17 protein-coding genes and 1 riboswitch are annotated in these 21,975 nt (G+C 34.2%); of the genes, 14 read left to right on the forward strand and 3 right to left on the reverse strand.

Features of this window, described 5'->3' with window-relative positions:
* Nucleotides 1-74: 74 nt before the first annotated feature.
* Both CVU84_09810 and CVU84_09815 read left to right on the forward strand, forming a co-directional pair.
* On the forward strand, nt 75-1,778 hold the full coding sequence (locus CVU84_09810) for a hypothetical protein (GenBank protein PKM94360.1): 1,704 nt from the start codon (nt 75-77) through the stop codon (nt 1,776-1,778).
* Between the two features lie 47 nt (nt 1,779-1,825).
* Complete coding sequence (locus CVU84_09815; protein PKM94589.1) at nt 1,826-2,257, forward strand: hypothetical protein; 432 nt, start codon at nt 1,826-1,828, stop codon at nt 2,255-2,257.
* Between the two features lie 112 nt (nt 2,258-2,369).
* Here CVU84_09815 and CVU84_09820 read toward each other — a convergent pair whose 3' ends face one another.
* From CVU84_09820 to CVU84_09830, 3 genes are all read right to left on the reverse strand, one after another.
* Complete coding sequence (locus CVU84_09820) at nt 2,370-3,431, reverse strand: nitronate monooxygenase (protein ID PKM94361.1); 1,062 nt, start codon at nt 3,429-3,431, stop codon at nt 2,370-2,372.
* 291 nt (nt 3,432-3,722) lie between these two features.
* Nucleotides 3,723-4,172: a hypothetical protein gene (locus CVU84_09825; protein ID PKM94362.1), complete on the reverse strand. Its 450-nt coding sequence runs from the start codon at nt 4,170-4,172 to the stop codon at nt 3,723-3,725.
* Between the two features lie 14 nt (nt 4,173-4,186).
* Complete coding sequence (locus CVU84_09830) at nt 4,187-4,687, reverse strand: hypothetical protein (GenBank protein ID PKM94363.1); 501 nt, start codon at nt 4,685-4,687, stop codon at nt 4,187-4,189.
* Nucleotides 4,688-4,709: 22 nt separating this feature from the next.
* Here CVU84_09830 and CVU84_09835 point away from each other — a divergent pair, with 22 nt between their 5' ends.
* From CVU84_09835 to CVU84_09890, 12 genes are all read left to right on the forward strand, one after another.
* Entirely contained in the window at nt 4,710-5,393 is a 684-nt protein-coding gene (locus tag CVU84_09835) for a hypothetical protein (GenBank protein PKM94364.1), read from the forward strand.
* Nucleotides 5,394-5,543: 150 nt separating this feature from the next.
* Entirely contained in the window at nt 5,544-6,968 is a 1,425-nt protein-coding gene (locus tag CVU84_09840; GenBank protein ID PKM94365.1) for a helix-turn-helix transcriptional regulator, read from the forward strand.
* Between the two features lie 149 nt (nt 6,969-7,117).
* On the forward strand, nt 7,118-7,699 hold the full coding sequence (locus CVU84_09845) for a hypothetical protein (GenBank protein ID PKM94366.1): 582 nt from the start codon (nt 7,118-7,120) through the stop codon (nt 7,697-7,699).
* 16 nt (nt 7,700-7,715) lie between these two features.
* A complete protein-coding gene (locus CVU84_09850; protein PKM94367.1) occupies nt 7,716-9,608 on the forward strand; it encodes a hypothetical protein in 1,893 nt (630 codons plus the stop codon).
* Between the two features lie 57 nt (nt 9,609-9,665).
* Nucleotides 9,666-12,557, forward strand: coding sequence for a hypothetical protein (locus tag CVU84_09855; GenBank protein PKM94368.1), 2,892 nt, complete (start codon nt 9,666-9,668; stop codon nt 12,555-12,557).
* A gap of 20 nt (nt 12,558-12,577) precedes the next feature.
* Nucleotides 12,578-13,138 carry a hypothetical protein gene (locus tag CVU84_09860; GenBank protein PKM94369.1) on the forward strand — a complete coding sequence of 187 codons (561 nt, stop codon included), beginning with the start codon at nt 12,578-12,580 and terminating at the stop codon, nt 13,136-13,138.
* Nucleotides 13,139-13,152: 14 nt separating this feature from the next.
* On the forward strand, nt 13,153-16,437 hold the full coding sequence (locus tag CVU84_09865) for a hypothetical protein (protein PKM94370.1): 3,285 nt from the start codon (nt 13,153-13,155) through the stop codon (nt 16,435-16,437).
* Between the two features lie 29 nt (nt 16,438-16,466).
* Nucleotides 16,467-17,186, forward strand: coding sequence for a hypothetical protein (locus CVU84_09870; GenBank protein ID PKM94371.1), 720 nt, complete (start codon nt 16,467-16,469; stop codon nt 17,184-17,186).
* Nucleotides 17,187-17,310: 124 nt separating this feature from the next.
* Nucleotides 17,311-17,413: riboswitch (purine riboswitch) on the forward strand.
* Nucleotides 17,414-17,541: 128 nt separating this feature from the next.
* Nucleotides 17,542-18,114, forward strand: a complete 573-nt coding sequence (locus CVU84_09875) for a xanthine phosphoribosyltransferase (GenBank protein PKM94372.1) — start codon at nt 17,542-17,544, stop codon at nt 18,112-18,114.
* Nucleotides 18,115-18,191: 77 nt separating this feature from the next.
* A complete protein-coding gene (locus CVU84_09880) occupies nt 18,192-19,328 on the forward strand; it encodes a BMP family ABC transporter substrate-binding protein (protein PKM94373.1) in 1,137 nt (378 codons plus the stop codon).
* 12 nt (nt 19,329-19,340) lie between these two features.
* Complete coding sequence (locus tag CVU84_09885; protein PKM94374.1) at nt 19,341-20,867, forward strand: ABC transporter ATP-binding protein; 1,527 nt, start codon at nt 19,341-19,343, stop codon at nt 20,865-20,867.
* Nucleotides 20,864-21,937: an ABC transporter permease gene (locus tag CVU84_09890; protein PKM94375.1), complete on the forward strand. Its 1,074-nt coding sequence runs from the start codon at nt 20,864-20,866 to the stop codon at nt 21,935-21,937. Before CVU84_09885 ends, CVU84_09890 begins: the two co-directional genes overlap by 4 nt.
* Nucleotides 21,938-21,975: the final 38 nt, after the last annotated feature.

A 21,975-nucleotide genomic window follows, 5' to 3' on the forward strand; every position in this document is an offset into this window, starting at 1 on the left:
GATCATCTTTGAATAGGAACAGCTTTGCACTAGTAACTAAAAATTTTCATAAAAAAGACATCAGGAGGATAAGAATGAGTATTAAGCTAAAAAACATAATCATAGTTGAGGTATTGGTATTTTTGACTGTATTAATTATTTCTACATACTTTTATAATGTTACGAGGGAACAATATTTTGATTCAATTCAGGGGAAACTACAAGCAATCGTTTCGACAGTTGCTCAAAACATCGACACTCAAACGCATGAAGAAATTTTTCAAGGCAAAGAAAAGACGGAAGCCTATATGGATATCTTTAATAATTTATCCAAGGTGGTTGAACAAAATGAGTTAGAATTTATTTACACAATGAAAATAGTCGATGATTCTATTTTGTTTGTAATAGATAGTGATCCAGAAAGTGATACTCAAGTTGGTGAGATATATATGCCTTTAACTGAGAGTACTGAAGCATTGAAAAAAACAATAGATGGGACAATAAGTGTAGAAGAGGAATTCTATACAGATGGATATGGAACGTTTTTATCAGCCTATGCCCCTATCATTGATAGCAATGGAGATATAGTTGCAATTGTTGGTGCAGATATAGAGGCAAGTGAGATCATATCAAATTTACGAGAACTAACTATAAAAATACTTGCATTTGGATTCATCATTTTATTAGTTGTGCTAGTTGTAATATATTTTGTTTTTGATAAAATGACCAAGCCACTTCTAGTAATTAATAAAAAGGTGCATGACCTTTCGACAAGCAATGGAGATTTAACGCAGCGTCTGGAGGTACTATCCAATGATGAACTTGGTAATTTAGCTAAAAGCACCAATGCATTATTAGAGTTTTTGAACGGGGTCATTAGCAATATTAATAAAGATACAATTATTTTAAATAAGAGTATTGATCGTATCAATGATAAAATCAATCATTTTGATTCTGATACAAATATTATGCTAGGGCAGAGCCAGAAATTAGCTCAGGATGCGCATAATACGAAAGATAATTTGGATGATAGCAATTTACATATTAACGAATTATTAGATTCTATAAATGAAGTTAAGGGTACTATGGAGGGATGTAAGAGCCACCTTGCCACAGCTACTAAGATGATTAGTAAGAACAAAGAAAATATTACGAACGAAAAAGAAACCATAAGTAAACTGAGTACTGCAAGTGAAAAGACCAGTACTGCTGTTACTAGGCTTATGAATGTATCTAGTAATATTGGAGATATACTAAAGATTGTAATGCAAATATCTGAACAAACAAACCTTTTGGCTTTAAATGCAGCTATAGAAGCAGCTAGAGCAGGGGAATCAGGCAAGGGCTTTTCTGTAGTAGCAGATGAGATTAGAAAATTGGCAGAGCAATCTGCTCAATCCACTTCAAAAATTGGAGGACTACTAACAGAAGTCCAAAAGGAAATCGGAAATATTAAAGACGAAAAAGACAATATGGATGTTGAGTATGAACATACGATTGATTTATTCCAAGCTAGTAGCCAAGAGCTAGACCAGGTATTTGAATTAATAGAAGTAATTAGTGAAGCGATTGAAAACAGTCAACAAGAAATTAATGTACTGGCTAGTATGAAGAGTGGTATTGAAAAGAATCTTAATTCCATTCAAGATATTGCATTGACAACAAATGAGAGTGCAAGTAGCATTGAGGATAGTTTAAGAAGGCAAAGAAGTACTGTAAAAGAAATAACTAGTTCTATGAATGAAGTGGTTAATATCTCTACTAGTTTGAATAAAGAAGTACATCGATTTAAAATATAACCTAGGAGAAGGAAATGAACCCTTACGAAGAAAAATTAAGAAATTATATAGAACAGAGCAACATTGAGGCTGAACAATTGATATTTCAAGAATCTTGTCATTCTGTAGCAGAAGCAGCGCTTGCACTAGGAGTTCCTGAAGACGAAATTGTCAAAAATATTTGTCTAATCGATGTTAAAGATAATTTGATTTTAGTAACTGTGAAGGGTGAAGACAGGGTAAGTACCTCAAGGGTTGCTAAGGTATTAAATGTTGATGGGGTTAGAGTAGCAACTGAAGAAGAGATCCGTGATAAAACAGGTTATTTATGTGGAGGAGTACCCTCTTTTGGTTTTGAGGCTACCTATATTATTGATCCTAGGGTGATGGAAAAAGAATTTGTATATACAGGTGGAGGTTCTGAAAATGCTTTGCTGAAAATTTCAACAAGGGATTTGCAGGGAGCAAGTAATGGAATGGTTTTACGGGTAAGAAGGTAGAAAGAGAAACAATCATTTGTGAGCGAGAAAAGATATAAATAAGGCTACTAGTTGATAAATATACCCTTTGAATCAAGTATATTTATTAACTAGTAGCCTTATGTTTTTTTGTTTATACGGTTTGTAATTCTAGCATGAGCCCTGCAATGATGTCTTTTACGGATTCGATTTTAGTACATTTATAAACGTTGCTTCCAACAAACATTAGACCATCTTGAACATTTCCTTTAACCGAAGTAACAAGTGCTTTGGTTATACAATATGGTGTTTGTGTGGGATCACATTTGTTGAGGCAGGCATAGCATTTAGTAATTGCTTCTCTTTTTGTGATATCACGTTTTTTTAGAAAGTTATTATACAGTGCCCTACCAGGTAGACCTACAGGACTGTTGGTAATGACGATATCTTCTTCCTTTGCATCTAAATATGCCTTTTTGAATTCATCGCTTGCATCACATTCAGGAGTTGTTACGAATCTAGTTGCCATTTGAACTCCAGATGCACCTAATTTTAAGAACTTACCAATATCCGCACCACTAAAAATACCACCAGCGGCAATAACTGGAATCTCTATGTTAGAATCCTTAAGATATTCAAGCACCTCAACCACTATAGTCTCAAGGGTTTGTGTCGTATGTTCAATTAACTCATTATACTTAAATCCAAGATGTCCACCTGCTTCAGGACCTTCAATGATGATTGCATCTGCTTCTCGGTTGTAATTCTTTCGCCAAGAGGTTGTAATGATTCTTGCAGCTTTTAGGGAAGATACAATAGGTATAATTTTGACCTTTGTATTATCAACAAGTGCAGGTAAGTCAAGAGGAAGACCGGCACCAGAAATAATAACGTCTACTTTTGCTTCTACAGCAGCTTTAACCATTTCTGCATAATTTTTCATGGCAACCATTAAATTTATGCCAATGAAACCATCAGGGCTCTTTTCTTTTGCCTTTGTTATTTCACTTTTAATAGTTCTTATATTGGCTTCCTTGGAATTTGTTTCAAAGTCTAATTCTTCATAACCAATCTGTGCACCGGATATGACACCTAAACCACCTTCATTTGCAACAGCGGAGGCTAAAGAAGAACGAGATACTCCAATTCCCATACCACCTTGTATAATAGGTATCTTAAATGTAAGATCACCAATTTTCATTTTAGGTATATTCATTTCATTACTCCTTATAATTAGTTTGACTATCAAAGCAATTGCAATATTAGAATACCACATATTACAAGTATTAACAATATAAAAGTTCAGTAATCGTTAAAATTTACATGGTAGAACTTTTTTGATAAATAAGAAAGTGCTGCAAATGCAATTTGAAAAGCGGCATATAGGTAATGAGGTTTTTATCTCGGCGCAGCCGATTTTCTTGATGAATAGATACTAGATAAAAATATGTCGTGAACGTATTTTGAGAAACAAAAAAAGCATTTATCGAAAATGCTTTTTCATTCACTAGGAAACCGAGACATCAATTTTTGCTGTATCTAAGTCAGGTATTCTACTGTTATAAAGCAAACCTATTAATACAACAATTCCTCCAATAAAATCACCAGTGGAGAACTTGTTGAATCTAAAATAATCAATAATCATACCAGCGGCTAATTGGCCAATGAATACTAGCATTGTAGTATATACAGCAGGTATTTTATTAATAATCGTTCCATTTAGCATCGTTATAGCAATTACTACCACTGAGCCAGAGTAGAGATAAATAGGAACATCTTTAAGGATTTCTATATTAAACTCATGTATAAATAAGAGAATAAGGATAGAGCCTATAGTTCCGGCAGAAAAGTTGACGAGAGTAGTTGGCATTAAACCAACCTTTTTATTAATACTGCCAAGCATGATTATACTAATAAGTACTGTGAAACCAGAGAAAATAGTTAAAGGAATATACATAAAGGACCTCCTATTTAATATAAAATCATAATTAGAATACCTAGAGACATGATGATGATCCCTATTAATTTCTTGGGACGAAAGGGTTGCTTAGCAAGTCCGAACAACCCGCCAAAGTCAACGATAACTGAAGCGAGTAGTTGTCCATATAATACGAGTCCCATCGTTAAGGTAGCGCCTAAATTGATAAAGCTTATATTGTTTAAGGTGATGTTAACGAGACCAATCACACCAACAAAATATAAGTATTTTGGAAGAAAAAGGACATCTTTAATAGGGATTTTTTTGATTACTATAATAAGGATTACTATGATTAAGCAAAGACTATTGATTATGAATAAAGAAAAATATAAGCCAGTAGCTGTTGCGAGTGTTCCGTTTAGAAGCACCATGATGGAGATAAGCAAGCCATTTAGTATTGCAAGATATTTATACATGTTGTCTCCCTTATAATGTAATAAATTGTGTGGTTGCATAGTTATTAAATCATTGTTACAATGAAATAAATAGGACATATGTCAGGTTGAGGAGCTTCTTATGAAAAATATTGAGGATAAAAATAAAATTAAGCATTACATACAGGAATATGATTTGGATAAGGTAATAGGAAAAGAGCTTTTCAGTTATTGTGAACTGCACACCTTTGATAAAGGAGAATATATTTGCCAAACAGAGCAGGAGGTAAACTATTTTTATTTTTTTGTTGAAGGTAAGGCTAAAATATATACCTTATTAGAGAATGGTAAGAAGTCACTTCTTAGGTTCTATCAACCACTAAATGTGCTGGGAGATGTTGAGGTATTTCATTATAATCAATATAGAGTATTTGTTGAAGCATTAGAGGCTTGTACCTGTATTGGAATACCAATTAAGCTTGTTAGAAAACATGGCATTCATAACGCTAATTTTTTAAGGTTTCTTGGTACTCACTTAGCAAAAAAGCTTGACTCCATTACATTTAAATCATCGATGAGTTTGTATCCTCTAGAGGCTAGGTTAGCTAATTATATTCTTGAGAACAATCAAAAAGAAAATAACATTTGTTTAATAGAATCAAATTATGTTGATTTAGCTGAATTACTTGGAAGTAGCTATCGGCATCTCAATAGAATCATCATTAAACTGATTGGAGATAGAATAATTGATAAAAAGGGTAAAACAATCATAATAATCAACCTGGAAGCATTGAAAGCCCTTTCGGGAGATTGTTACGATAGTTAATGCAATATCAATCATTGTTATATAGGTAGAAGTCGTTGACAATTGGGTTGGAATAGCCTATTATTTAAAGTGTAATATTTTCCCGCCTACAAGAGCTAAACAAAAAGGTGGGGTTTTTTATTCGTGGTTGACTAGATTGGAGCATTAAAAATGGGGATTACAACATTGAATTTGAGATTAGATCAAAGAAAATTTGCTGTTATTTGTTTTTCATTCTTTTTTGCATGGATATTAGCGGTTCCTTTTGAAGGACAAGTACTATATGCATTGACTGAAAAAGCAAATGTGGATCCATCGAAGTATATTTTTATTTCAATACTTGCTAATTTTATTGGACTAATTAGCTGTGGTTTTATTGTAAGAAAACAAATCTCCGCCAAAATAGTAATGATCATATCAATACTGATATGTGTGTCGGGTAGCATGGTTTTTTTTCTGGAATTTTCGATGCTGTGGTATATTGCACTCATTATCGCTTCCTTTTTTGCAGGCTTATTTGTAGCAAGTTTTGGCTTTTATGTTAAGAATTATGCTGCATCTGATCAACGTTATAAAATGGCAGCGGATGTGTTGATTTATTCAAATATCATTATGATTATTATCAATGTCATCACAGTAAATTTGTCTGTTCAATTAGGATTGATGATTTCTATCGCCGTATTATTAGTTGCTTTGGTTGCTGTTTATAAATTAGAGGCTTATCCAGATCATAAGAATACAATTCATAGATCAAAGCTAGAAGAACATAAACAACTCCCAAGTGTTTTGAAGCCATTTCTTATTTTGTGTCTATTCATAACAATCATCACCATTAATTCTGGCTTAATGTATCAAGTTGTTACACCTGCCTATGGTCATTTTGAGGTGTTAGCTAGTTACTATTGGGCAGTTCCGTATATTCTAGCACTCATTATTCTTAGAAACTTACCAAAGCAAAAAAATCAAGCATATATTTTATATATTGCAATGGCAATGATAGGATTATCATATATTGCATTTATGTGGTTAGATCCTTCCATTTCAAGTTATTTGTTGATTGATACACTAATGTTAGGTGCCTTTGGGGTTTGTGATTTGTTCTGGTGGAGTATTCTAGTAAGATTTTTTGATTATTCAGATAATCCAGCTCGGATTTTAGGTATTGGGTCATCGATGAATGTTTTAGGGATATTGATCGGTGGGTTTTTGGGAAATAAATTCTTGTATACTGAAGGAGATCATACAAATGCTTCGGTCATCGCATTAATTATTATATTTATTGTTTTAATTATGTTACCGGTCTTAAATGTTCAACTAACGAGACTCTTTAAGAACCATATCTTTTTAGTAAAGTTTGCTAAAATGGACGAAAATGAGCAAGTGAAAACGGTGCAAGAATTTAAATACAGTGATTATTTGACAGAGAAGGAAAGCGAAGTTGTTAAGCTATTACTTAAAGGGTATACATATAAAGGTGTTGCAGATAGCTTGTTTGTTACTGAAAATACAATGAAGTACCACATAAAAAATATTTATCAGAAGTTGAATATTAACAGTAAAATGGAATTAATTAAGTTGTTTTCAGACAAAGAATAATAAGTTCATTAGCGAAAAAGATCAACACCCACACGATTAGTGTGGGTGTTTTTTTACATACCACCCATTTAATGTGTTTTTGTAGAATTATAATTTTGGTATGTTTATAGGTGGGTGGAAGAGTTATTGCATAAGAGGTACGGTTAACGTTGAAACGGTACCCCAATATAAATCAAATAGAATCAAAGTTAGGAGGAATATCATTGTCATACATCATTGGAGTAATCATTTCATTGCTTTTATTCATTACAATCGGTCTCGTTTTCTTTTACATTCAAATGATTCAAGAAAGCCGGATTGTAAAAAGAAATTGGGAGGAAATAGAAGAGTCATTTTATATTTGTAAAACACTGCTTGTAAAATTTCTAGTACATAGTAGAAACCATTTCGGATATGATGAGGAGTCTCTTAATCATATTGAAAGAAGGATCTCAAAATTAATAATATTACTAGAAACTGAAGTAGTTGCCAATAGCTTAAAACAACTCCAAGAGACTTTAGAAAGAACTTTGGTAGAGTTAAGCATATATGCTGATCAGAAACTTGATGAAGACTTAAAACTACTAGTAAATCAGCTTTATGATATAGAAAATAAAATAGTATTATGTTTACATGATTACAATGCTGCTATAACCATTTTCAACCAGTGGTTAACAACGTTTCCAAACAGCATTTCAGCTAATATTATCGGAGTAGAGCCACTACCATACTTGCTGATGGAAGAAGAATAACGAAAGGTGGGATAAGATGTTTAAAAAAATTATTATTACAATAATTGCAGTGTTTATTTTGTTTTTGATGGGAACGGGTATATATGAGAAACAAATGGGAATTTTGTATTCTGATGGAAGGAAGTCTATATTGCAAGACTTGAAATACGAGGTGACTATTCTTTCCGATGGGAGTGCTATCGTTAATGAAGTTAGAGAATACAAATTTCTAAAAGGTGATTTTAGTAGAGGATACATAGAAGTGGAAGGTTTTGTAGATCAAGTAGCTGTATTTGAAGAAAATGAGTCTTATGAGCAAATGGAGGCCTTTGATAATAATAGGCCGGGTGGTTTTTATGCGGTAGAACCGACTGGATCCAAAACAAGAATTGAGTGGTACTATAATGTCAAAGAAAAAGAAACGAAAACTTTTGAGATACAATATAGAGTTTCCAACGCGGCAAGGCTTTATAATGATTGCGTTGATTATTTTCAAAAGTATGTTGGGAGTGACAATCAATATAAAATAAAAAATCTAGAAGTCCAAGTTCATTTGCCAGAGGGCGCCAATAGCGATAATACAAAAATTTGGGCTCATGGGCCTTCGGGCGGTGAAATTATCTTTAAAAATGACACAACGGTAGAGCTGTTTATGAAAAATGTTCCACCTAAGGTATACGTTGAAGCAAGGTTTTTGATGCCAACAAAGGTTATGCCGCCAACAGATGAAAAAATAAGCGTTGATAGATATGACGAGCTATATGAAATGGAAAATAAGGCAGCTAATGAAGGCGATAAAGAAAAGGTAAAGAATGGTGCTATCAACATCCTTACACTATTCATATCTATAATCATTATTCTTCTTCCTATGATTTCCTCAATAAAATATAAAGCTAAAGTAAAAAGACTTAAACCAGAGCTTGAGCCCGACTACTATAGGGATTTGCCTTCAAACATATATCCAGCTGAGTTAGATTATTTGATGAATCATTATACCGGTAAATATGATCCATCCGTTCAAATCTCTGCAACACTACTAGATTTAATTCATAAAGGTGTTGTATATGGGGAGGCGAAAGATAAAAGTGGAATTAAGAAAAAAGATACGGAATTTATGAATCTTTCTGCGAATTGGAGTAAATTATCAGGGCATGAAAAAGCATTATTGGATTTTCTTTTTGTAAAAATTGGTGGAGGAACTGGAAGAGTATCGCTAAAGGAAATTAAAAAGTTCTGTTCAAACAAGAAAACAGGAAAAGAAGCATATAGCTTTTATCAAGACTTTAATAATAAAGTTCATAATATTGTCAGTAAAAAAGGGTATTTTGAAACGAAAAGAAATGCGCTACCTAAGAGCACGAACCGTTATATTATTTTATATTTGTTTTTAATGGTTTTACCAATGATTATGATGAACAAAATAGAAGTATTTGCAACATCAACCATTTTTTATATTTCTATAGCAGGTTTTGTAGGTTTTATGATTGTTGCTTTCTTTGGAGGTAAGGTAAAGCCGCTACTTACTCAAACTGGAGAAAACCAAATGGCACTTTGGAAGGCATTTCAAAGCTTTTTGAATGATTTTACAACCTTCGATAAAAAAGAGTTGCCAGAGCTATTTATGTGGGAAAAATATTTGGTTTATGCAACTGTTCTAGGAGTTGCAGGAAAACTTTTGAAGCAGCTCTATGCTAAATATCCGGAGCTTGTTGATATGGATCAAAATTCAAGATTGTTTTATTTAATCAATAACGGAAATTATCAAAGTTCATACCAATATTTAGGAGATATAGGAAATGCGATATCTGAAGCAATGAGGGATTCTATTCATATTACTTCAAAGGCATCCAAGGGCGATGGTGGAGGTTTCTCTTCAGGTGGTAGTGATTCAGGTGGTGGAGCAGGAGGTTCTAGCGGCGGTGTTGATTAGGAATATCCATGCACACCGATTTTCCGACGAAAACAATGAAATAATGGAGGGAAAGCTATGTATTGTAAGTATTGTGGAACAAAAATACAAGATAATGAAATGAACTGCAGTCAATGCAACCATCAAGTAAACAGGGGCACTCAAATCACCCCAGTTCATACAGAGGAACTTAAGCCAGTTATGCCTGTACATAGAGTAGAGCAAAGTTCTATTACGCCTGTAAATGTGACAGAACAAAAAAGCGATGCTCCGATAAATAGGGCAGATCAAAAGCCTGTAAAGTGGGAAATGGATTCACCCTATGGAGAAATAAAAGATAACAGAGCGATTAAGACAACACAAAAACATTCCAGAAGAAGTGTGGGTATCGGACTTGCAACAATAGCTTTGATTGTAGTTTTTGTACTTCTCATTAATTCACTAAGTGGGGTAAAAGAAATCATAATGAGTAAAAAAGACACATCTATGGTTGGCGGCGTGAGTATAGACAGACCAAATCTTGAAACCATGCTGACGGCATCACCGTTTTATGCTCCTGACTTAGTACTGCCTTCAAAGGTAGGTAAAGAACATAGAGAAAATGTAAAAAATAAGATCGAAGAAATCTTACGTGTTACGGATGAAATGATGATAAGTTATGCAGGGATGAAACAAGAAGTATTTGATAACATTATTAGAATCCAAGTTATATTAGCTAAAATCGATGAAGTTCATGGCACGAACTATCTTGAAAATAGTCAAGTGCTAAAAGAGCTAGAGCAATTGGTTGCTGAATTTGAATTGCAGGAACTAAAGTATTATGGGCTTGATATTGACGAAACAAAGGAAGCTCTATATGATAGTGACATTGCATTTGCAAGAGTTGCGGCTGCAATGACGTCGTGTGAGAAGGTAACAGAGGCATACCAGTTACTCATAAATTATTCAGCAAATATTTTTATAGCATATGAAGCTGATACAGACCCAAATATTCAAATATTTATAAATATGCTTGAAGATGTAAACGTTGAAGATCCAGAAAAGGAATATGCCCCAACGCTTATGGCTGGTGTAGACACAGTAAACCAATTGTTATTAGAGTTGGACGCTGCAAATGCTTATTTAGCACTGAGCAATCTTGAATATATGGGAAATGAATTAGACCAAGTTAAGGATGATATTGAAGAGATGAAAGATTCGGATTTAGTAGATGATGAATTTATTGAATTGTCAGAGCTAATGGTTGAAGAATATGAAGAGATGCAAGCAGCATTGACCCAAGAACTTGAGTGGTATGTAGGTAGTTTGGATTTAGACATGGCATACTACGAGAATACAGAATCAAAGTTTAGGTTCTTCAATCCGATTATCGCGGAGGCTTCTTCTGATAAATATAGTTATGGAGCAGGCTACGATGTGCAAATGCTTCAGAAAAAGGGGCAGGAATATATGCAAGCCCAAAGAAAAGAATATCAAGAAAAGTATAAGGATGAATCCTACTGGCAAACTACAGTAAGAACTGCAAAAGAGGTACGTAAGGGCACTCAAGATATCGTTGAAGGTTGGGATGCTGCAACCTTTGAGTTAATGAGATCAGCAGCAGGAAGATTTACACCAAGTTTAGGGAATAAAGAAGAAGACGCATATAAAGATATTCAAGACAGATACGCACTTGCAAAAAAAAGAAAAGAGGAAGGCAAAGGCGGTCAGGATGTATTTAAAGTAGCAGTGAAAGGCTTTCAAGCGACTCAGGACATGGCAGGGGAAGGCTGGTACAATATAGCAGCTTTTTGGGAGGATGAATTAGGCTTGCCAGAAGATAGTGTAGCTCAAGTTGCTAGCGGAATGGGAAATTTAGCAGCAGAGAGCTTTACCCAGTTTGGTCAAGGGCTTGCAAGAATTCTTGATCCAGACGCTAAGGATTCAGATATTGCAAAAGGTTGTTTAGAAGTTGCAACATCAATGGTAGGAGGAAGCAGTAATATATTTTCTGCCACAAAAAATGGTGGAAAGGTTCTTGTGAAAATGGGAGAAATCATAGCCAATCCGAAGATCAGTGCAAAAGGAGTCATAGATGCAGTAAAGGCGATAAAGAACATAGGATTGCCACAGCTAGGCTCTTTGAAATATAAGGATGCGGCTATAAAGGGTACTATGGCTGCGCTTAAAAAAACAAAACAAGTTGCAGGAAGCATGATAGATAAGCTCGATGAGACCTTTACTAAAGAGATATCAGGTATATTTACACAAAATTGGAAGGAAAGTCTTGCAGGGCTTAGAGACTATGCAAATAAAGTAGGTTCTAATGTTGACGATTCAGCTGTTAAGCTAATAGATGAATTTGTGAATGGATATATTGATAACAAAGTTACAGAGTTGGCCTCTCATCCATGGCTCTGGGACCCTGATATAAGTGAAGAGGAAAAGGAAGCTAAGCTAGGTGAGGAAATAGATAAGATGAATGAAGAGGTTGAACAGGGGCTTAGTGATATTGAAACAAATATTGAGGAAAGTATTTTAAATGGAAAGTATACAGGCAGTTGGAGTATATTAACAATTGAGTATTATGATGGAATAGAAGATCCAGAGGAATGGTTGCCAATACTTGAACTTTATCAGGAAAGCATAGGAGTAGAATACCCATGCACATTTAATATAATGGGTGGGGAAATGCAAATGGATATGTCTCTAGATAAGGAACTATTAATGAATCCAAATTCAACAGATAAAAATGATGTTATAAGAAAGAAAATTGAGATTGACACAAAAAAAGGTGAAATACTTGGATATAGAGTACCGCCTAATAATGATGTATCAATAACCTCAAAAGCAACAAAGGAAAAAACAGTTATTGAGGGAACGTATTATTATACAGTATCATTTTCTGACGAATATTCACCTAATTTCAAAGTATCAAAAAGTGACCCATATGTTGTAACCATCAGTTTTAGAGTTGAAAAATATAATTAAAGCAACTAGGAGGAAATAGTATGCAATACATAATAATAGGAATTGTAGCGGCACTTAGTTTATTTGGAATGAGACTTATATTATTTTATAATAAGATGATCAAGAAAAAAGCAAAGGTAGATAACAGCTGGGGACAAATTAATGTGCAATTAAAAATGAGGGCAGATTTGATACCTAATTTAGTTGAAACGGTAGGAGCCTATGCCATCCACGAACAAGAAACATTGGCGAAGGTAACGCAAGCAAGAAATAACTATTTAAATGCCCAATCTACAGGAGCAGCAATTCAGTCATCCGATGCAATTACAGGAGTATTAGGTAAGTTATTTGCAATATCAGAACAATATCCAGACTTAAAAGCAAACCAAGGCTTTTTGGATTTACAGGCGCAATTGAGGGAACTAGAACAAAAAATTGCCATGTATAGACAGTTTTACAATGATACAGTTTTGATGTTTAATCAATTTGTAATTTCTTTCCCAAATAATTTTTTTGCAGCTATTTTTGGTGCTAGGGAACTGCCGTTCTTCCAAATAGATGCTTCAGAAAGATCAGCACCTACAGTTCAGTTTAAGAGATAAAAGGAGAGAGGAAAATGAGAAGGAAAATTGCTATTTTTATAACTTTAATGATTCTATTAACGAGCTTACCTGTGAATTCCTTTGGTAGTAGCAATATTATTAATGATTGGAATCAGGATACAGATTATGGAACAAATCCTACGGTAAAGACTTTTGTAACCTTTGAAAACAATAGCATCATTGATATGGTTAGAGTTTATCATAAAAATCCAAAAGGAAATATTTCTATTACTTTAAAAAACAGTACGAATACCTATACAATTAATAACCTTATAAATACTGAATCTTTTGGTGGTAGCAAGGAATATAAAATATATAGAGTGGATAATCCATATACCTATGTGAAGGCTGGAACTTATGAGGTTATTTCCTCAGAACCAAGTACTTGGATACATAATAGTGCAACAGGAAGAAGAGGCTTTTTAGTTATAAATGCGAGCGCAATTTATATTTCAGATGCATCTGATATTGAAGGAATCATAAGCATTGAAGATGAAGATCCAATGATTATTGAACCAGAAGCTGAAACTCCAATTATTGTAAAACCAGAAGTGAAAGCTCCAAGTTCAAAGGACGATAGTGCAGTCGTATTTTTAAAAATTGGCAATCCTTCCATGTATATAAATCAAGTTGAAAAAGAAATTGATCCGGGAAGGAATACCGTGCCAACGTTAAAAGACGGTAGAACGCTTCTTCCAATTAAAGCTTTAATTGAAGGTTTAGGTGGAACGGTAGAGTGGTATGGAAATGAAAGAAAGGTTTCAATTAAGTTGAACAATAATCATATTGAAACTTGGATTGGAAGTAAGACGTATAAAATCAATGGTGTTAGCAAAACAATGGATGTAGCACCAGTAATCATTAATTCAAGAACTATGGTTCCGTTAAGATTTGTTGCACAAAACCTCAATGCAACGGTTCATTGGGAAGGAACCCAAAAAGTTGTAATGGTTGCCTATTACGGCTCAACAGCAACCGTTCAAACGATCAATGCAGATAACAATTCCTATTACATTGGAGATATTAGTAAGGCATATCTGATTAATTACGAAGACAAGGTAAATGTATATATTCCAAAGAATACATTAAGCAAGCCAGATGAAATTACAATTACACCACTCAGCTTAAAGGGAGTAGATACTTCAATCGCAAAGGTATTGTATTCCTATGATATATCAATTGGGAATCAACATGAGTTTAAGAATGATTTAACCATTAGATTTCCATATGATAAAAGCAAAATGGATAAAAATTATTCGGATGAGCTTCAATTATTTGCTGTAACGCATAATGAAACCACTAAGAAACTTGAAAATGTTCCATTTGAGGTTGTTTCCTCAACAGGACTATTTTTCATTGAAACAAATCACTTATCAGCAAAAACTGTTTTTACAATGGATACGAAGGGACAGTACTTTGTAACTACTGTACAAAATAATAACTTAACTAAGACGGATAAGCCAGAAGATAGCAGTGGTTATTTTCAATCCTTTGTTACAGCACTCAATGAGAATGTAATTACCCCTATCAGCAATCAAGTTGCAAAGACTACGAAACCTGCAGTTGATTTCGTTACAGATTTTATTGATTCAACACTGTCTGCAACAAGGGGTTGGACTACGGCAATCAAATTAGGGCTAAACCAGCAAGATTATATTATTTATGTAGCTGGTAAGTTTGCAATTGTGTATGATGATGATACCGATTACGAGGATATTGAAGATGCTTTTGGGTATTTGAAAAAAAACTATGCGAACTACGTTTCTAGCTTTGGCAGTTCCTTAATCGATAATCCAACTTATGCACAGGTATTAAATTATAAAAAAGATGGAGAAGTAATTAGTGTTCCTGAAAATAAAATATCTAAAGTTGTTCCAGATCCAATAAAAGACTTAGCCTATGCGTTAAATGAATATGAAAAACGTTTAGCTGCTATAGGAATAGAAGTAAAAAGTTCTACAGAAGGGTATGTCCCTATTTATGTGCTTCCAACCTATAGGCAAGCTTTTGATGAAACAGTAAATGCCATATATTCAGGTATGCATATTAGTGAAGCTTCCTATTCTTGTACTGAAACCATCGTTCAAAATGTTACCCATGAATTATTTCATTATATTCAATATAATAAATATTACGGGAAGAATAATCTAGCAAGTGCTTTGGCGAGTATGGCTGGGAATGATTGGATTAATGAGGCGACTGCGGAATATGTATCAGTAGTGAAAGGCTTAAATAAAAGTTTAATCAAAAATCCAAATAATCGGAACATGAAAGATGCTTTTTATTCTGAAGAAATATCAAAATCATCTGACCCACATTACTACCAATCTGCTTATTTTATCGAGTATCTGGTAGATAAAGAAGGATTGAATCTCAATGATTTTATGACTTTTTATGCGAAACAATCCAATACAACTCAATCTTTGTATCCAGAAGAAATCATTCAAGACTATTTTGCAGAAGAACTCCGAAATGAAGATGATACAACAGATTTATATGCAAAGTTTCTTGCATATATGCTGCTTACGAATGAGGGACCAAACAAAACGAGTGAAATACATAAAACAAAAATTAATCAAGCAACAGAATCTCTTTTCGTTGCTACGAAAAACAAATGGGAGCAGTCCTTGGCTTCTGCTGCATATACGCCGAAAATATTAGCAGTTGAATTGCCAAAGGCAGGTGCATATTCATCAACCTATATGGCAACCGTTCCTTGCTCAAAGAATCAAGTGATTTATGTGTATTCCTTAGATAATAATAAAAAGGTAGTAAATCCAGTTCCAATCAAAGTATTTAAAGGCTACAGTGACAATAACTTATCTATTACAGTGCCTGCCAATACGACAAAAACGATATATTTTATTTCCATATCTAGTGAAGAAGTTAGCCCACTCAACAAAATTTTAATGATGGAAAGCGAAAACATTACGACAGTGAAGCAAGAGCTTTATGTGGAAAGAGGCATGATTACTGATCCAGATACAAATGAGTCTTATGAAGGCGTTGTATATTGTGAGGGCAATGTAGAATTAGAGTTAGAAGGTTTTGATAGTGTAAAAAACTTAGTATACGAATGGAATTTGGGAGATGGTAATACGACTACAACCAATAATAACAAGCTTAGCTATACGTATAAGGATTTGACGGAAGCCTATAGAAAGAGCTTGAGTAACCCATTTCTACAAGTAGGATTTTATGATGTATCAGTAACGGTTTATAGACGTGTAGATGGTGATCTTGAGTACTGGTTTACTGCACTTGGAGCTGTAAATCTTTCGGGATTTTCTTTACAATAAGTATTTATTGAGGTAATAAAGGAGCAAAAATGAAAAATACACAAATAAATGCATTGATTTCCTGCGTTATCATATTCATTAGTTCAATTGTTACAACCATAATAGCCATGGATCATGGCTATTATGGAATCGTTCTTTTAAGCGTATTTTTAGCGATATCTAGTTTTGTCATATTTTTTCTTTTTGCAGGAAGAGCTAGTTGTATGGGTAAAATGCTCAATGGCAGTGAATTGATTGCATCGTGGCAATACTCAGATATAGAGACAATTAAAAATATCAAAGAAATGAAGGAAGAAAACAAAGGGTTGTTTGTTATGGCTTTTCCCTTTTTTTCTCTTGTAATGATTATCGTAGCAGTAACTGTAGGGGTTGCATCTGAGAATATAGCTACAGGGCTATTCATTTCTCTCATTGTAATAATAATCAATATTTTATTTTTTAAATTTATTATGGTAATCGACATCAAAGAAAAAGAAATAAAGATGACAGCTTCAAATGACAATAAGAGGTATGTATATATTTCTCAATCAGGAATATATGCTCACGGAATGTTAAATGTATGGAAGGGATGGGGATCAAGCTTGAAGTCGGTTCATTATGACAAAACAACTCAAACCTTAGACTTTATATATTCATACCTTAGGCCCTATGGTTTTGGAAGGTATACTGTCAACGTGAAAGTGCAAGATGATAAATTATATGTAATAGATGACTTAAGAAATGCTTTTTTGACTTATTGGCAAGAATAGGAGTTAAGCTACATAAAAAACATCAGATTTTGTTTGAAAATGTTAAGAAAAAAGCTTGATTTTATATGCTTTTTGTATTAAAATGCAGAAGTAGTACTTTGCATAAATTTGCTTTACTACCAATTTTAATAAAACAAATAATACTCGTATAAATTTGAAAATATGGTTCAAATGTTTCTACAAACTACCTCAAATAGTTATAGGCTACGAGTTCAAGCAAAATTTGTATACTTTATTTTAGTGTCCTTTCGTAATTTGAAAGGGGTTTCTATTTATTGGTACTAGTTTTGTTAGAACTCTGCTTGCGCAGAGTTTTTTTATTGACAGGAAAGTATTGCATAAGGGAGAAATATTAATGGAGTCTTTGAAAAAGAGAATACTAGAAGAAGGAAGAGTCGTATCAGAAGAAGTTCTTAAGGTTGATTCCTTCTTAAACCATCAGCTTGATATCGAACTATTTGAAGAAATTGGACAAGAGTTCTATAGAAGATTTGCTGATAAAAACATTACAAGGATACTTACTATCGAAGCATCAGGTATAGCAATAGCATCTATTGCTGCACTTTATTTCAAAGTTCCAGTTGTATTTGCAAAAAAGAGTGAATCTAGAAATCTTGATGCAGACACGTACAAAAGTCAGGTGTACTCTTTTACAAAGCAAAAAACCTACGATATTCAAGTCTCTAAACGTTATATTCATGAAGGAGATAGAGTGTTGATTTTGGATGACTTTTTGGCAAACGGGAAAGCTGCACTAGCTTTAACCGATATTGTACAACAAGCCGGTGCAACAGTTGAAGGCATAGGTATTGTTATTGAAAAAGGCTTCCAAGCTGGAGGTAAATTGTTAAGGGAACAAAATGTACAACTCGAATCATTAGTAATTGTTGATCGTTTTATAAACGGTCAAGTCACCTTTATGAACTAACTAACCCATTAACCCGACCTTAGCTCACTGATAAATGAGATAAGGATCCAAATCTTTCAATTTTCAGGAGGGAAACAATGAAAAAACTAATTTCGTTATTATTGGCGCTTACCTTAATGGTATCACTAGCTGGATGTGGTAAAAAAGTAGAAACAGAAGAACCAAAAGAAACACCAGAGGCAAATGAAGGAACAGAAGCTACAACAATTGCAGCAGAAGATATGATAGTAGGCTTTATCTATGTTGGACCAATTGGTGATGGTGGATATACTTTTGCACATGATCAAGGAAGATTATATTTAGAAGAACAACTAGGTGTTAAAACAATATATAAAGAGTCTGTACCAGAAACGCAAGAAGTTGAACAAGAAATTAGAAACATGATTGACCAAGGTGCTAAAGCAATTTTTGCAACAAGCTTTGGTTACATGGAATATGTTGAAAAAATTTCAAAAGAATATCCAGAAGTAAAGTTTTTCCATTGTTCAGGGTATTTATCTACAGATAATATGGCAAACTATTTTGGTAGAATATATCAAACTAGATACTTATCAGGTATCGTTGCTGGTTTAAAAACAGAAACGAACCAAATCGGATATGTAGCTGCATTCCCAATTCCAGAAGTTGTTCGTGGTATCAATGCATTTACATTAGGAGCACAATCTGTTAACCCTGATGTTGTTGTTAAAGTAACCTGGACATCAACTTGGTATGATCCTGCTAAAGAAAAAGAAGCTGCAATTGCATTATTAGATGGTGGCGTAGATATTATTGCACAACATCAAGATACAACAGGACCACAACAAGCTGCGGAAGAAAGAGGCGCTTTTTCAATCGGTTATAACACTGATATGAGTGCAATGGCACCAAAAGCATACATGACAGCTCCAATTTGGAACTGGGGACCATACTACGCGGCTCAAACGCAAGCAGTTATGGATGGAACCTTTGCTTCTCATGCATATTGGGAAGGTATGTCAGAAGATATCGTACGTTTAGCACCACTTACAGCCAATGCACCTGAAGGCGCGCAAGCAGCAGTAGATGCAGCTACAGCACAAATTCTTGATGGAACAGAATACATTTTTGAAGGACCAATTTACGACCAAGCTGGCGAAATAAAAGTAGCTGAAGGCGTTAAGATGACAGATCAAGAAATGTTAAGTTTTGATTGGTTTGTTAAAGGCGTAGAAGGAAAAATAGAAAAACAATAGGAGTTTTGCCATATGAATCAAAATGTTTTTGTAAAAATGGAAGATATATGCAAAACCTTTGGTACAGTTAAGGCAAATGATCATATTAATTTTGAAGTAAATAAAGGTGAGATTCATGCACTTCTAGGTGAAAATGGTGCAGGGAAAAGCACATTAATGAACATGCTGTCAGGTATTTATAAACCTGACAGCGGTTCTATTTATATCCATGGGAACGAAGTGAAGATCAACTCGCCTAAGGATTCTATTCAAAAAGGCATTGGTATGATTCATCAGCATTATAAATTGGTAGAGGTTCAAACAGCAAAAGAAAATGTAATCATGGGACAAAGTGGTAATTTTTTTACAAATGATAAAAAATTAACGGAGCAAATTAAAAAGATTGCTGAACAATTTGGATTAGCGGTAGATCCAAATAAAAAAATATATGACATGTCCATTGGTGAAAAACAAGCTGTTGAAATTCTCAAGGTATTGTATCAAGGTGCAGATATTTTAATTATGGATGAACCTACTGCAGTGCTTACCCCTCAAGAAACAAAAAAGCTATTTAAAATTATTAGGAATATGGCTAAAGAAGGGTGTGCAATTATTATCATTACCCATAAGCTTCATGAGGTTATGGAGGTTTCTGATAGAGTAACGGTTCTAAGAAAAGGAACTACAGTTGGAACATTGAATACAAAGGAGACTTCACCAAAAGCACTTACAGATTTAATGGTAGGTAAAGCAGTGGATTTATCCATAGAACGTCCTTTAGTACAAAGAGGACATGCAGTTCTTAAAATCAAAGACTTAGAAGCAACAGACATTGATCGGGTTAGAGTACTCAAAGCCTTGACCTTTGATTTGTATGCTGGTGAAATATTAGGTGTTGCAGGTGTTGCTGGAAGTGGTCAAAAGGAACTATGCGAAAGCATAGCAGGACTTTATCCTATTGATAGTGGTGAAATTCTTTATGAAGAAGAAAATCTTGTCGGAAAGTCACCGCGGGATATTATTAAAAAGGGTATCAGCATGAGCTTTATTCCAGAAGATCGACTAGGGATGGGTCTTGTTGCATCCATGGATATGGTGGATAATTTCTTGTTAAAGGAGCACCATAATCAAAAAGGGCTCTTTATTAAACGCAAGCCAATTATGAAAAAATGCGTAGAGATGATTGAAAGACTTGAGATTAAAACTCCGGGTATTCATCATCCAGTGAAGCAACTATCTGGTGGGAATATTCAAAAGGTATTGATTGGTCGTGAAATAGAAACAAACCCACATGTATTGATAACCGCCTATGCAGTTCGTGGATTAGATATAGGTGCATCACATACAATATATGATTTAATCAATGAGCAAAAGCAGAAAGAAGTTGCCATTCTTTTTATTGGAGAAGATTTGGACGTTCTTTTAGAGCTGTGTGATAGAATCATGGTCCTTTGTGATGGAGAAATCACAGGAATTGTATCTGCCAAAGATGTGACAAAAGAACAGCTTGGTTTCATGATGGCTGGAGAAAAGGGCCCAATGGAGGTGGATATCATATGAGGATGACAAAAAGAACGGATATGACGACTAAGAAAGCTGTATTTATTAGAACGTCAGCGATCATATTATCTCTTATTGTTTCTGCAGTATTTATTTTACTGTTAGGTCACAATCCGATTGATGTTTACTTATCAATGATAGAGGGAGCTTTTGGTTCTGCATATAGAATAAAAGATACGCTTACAATATCTATTCCTCTGATCGTAACATCTGTAGGTATTTTAATTGCTTTTAAGATGAAGTTTTGGAATATCGGAGCAGAAGGTCAAATATTGATGGGTGCATTTGTAGCAAGCTTCATTGCCCTCAACTTTTTAGAGCTACCTAAGTTATTGTTATTACCCTTTATGTTTGTAGGGGGATTTATTGGAGGAGGCCTATGGGCACTTATCCCTGCGCTTCTAAAGGTACGCTTTGACACGAACGAGACGATTATTACGTTAATGATGAATTATATAGCAATCAAATGGATTACTTATTTACAATATGGACCCTGGAGAGATCCAAAGTCTATGGGATTTCCTAAAATAGCAAATTTTACGGATAATGCCATTCTACCTAAGGTATTTGGCATTCATATTGGTTGGATCATTGCGATTGTGATTGTAATTATTGTAGCTATTTTTATGAATCGTACGAAGAGAGGCTATGAAATAGCTGTAGTTGGTGAAAGCATCGATACTGCAAGATATGCAGGAATGAATGTAAAGAAGATTATTGTTACTTCACTTTTTATTAGTGGAGGCATCTGTGGAATTGTTGGTATGATGGAGGCTTCAGCAGTTAATCAAACGTTAACCTCTCAATTATCAGCAGGGTATGGATATACAGCAATTATTACAACTTGGCTTTCAGGCTTAAAATCTGTGATTATAATACCTGTATCTATCCTTTTTGCGGGGATGATTAAAGGCGGTAGCTTTATCCAAACGGCGTATCAAATTCCGCAATCTGCTGCAGAGGTTCTACAAAGTATGATTTTATTTTTTGTAATTGGTAGTGAGTTCTTTATTCAGTATAAAATTGTATTTTCAAGAATGATGAATAAATCAGTGAAGGAGGCTAAATAATGAAAAAATCCTATTTATGGGTTGCAACGATTGGACTC

The sequence above is a fragment of the Firmicutes bacterium HGW-Firmicutes-1 genome (assembly GCA_002841625.1).
Classification (GTDB): Bacteria; Bacillota; Clostridia; order Lachnospirales; family Vallitaleaceae; genus HGW-1.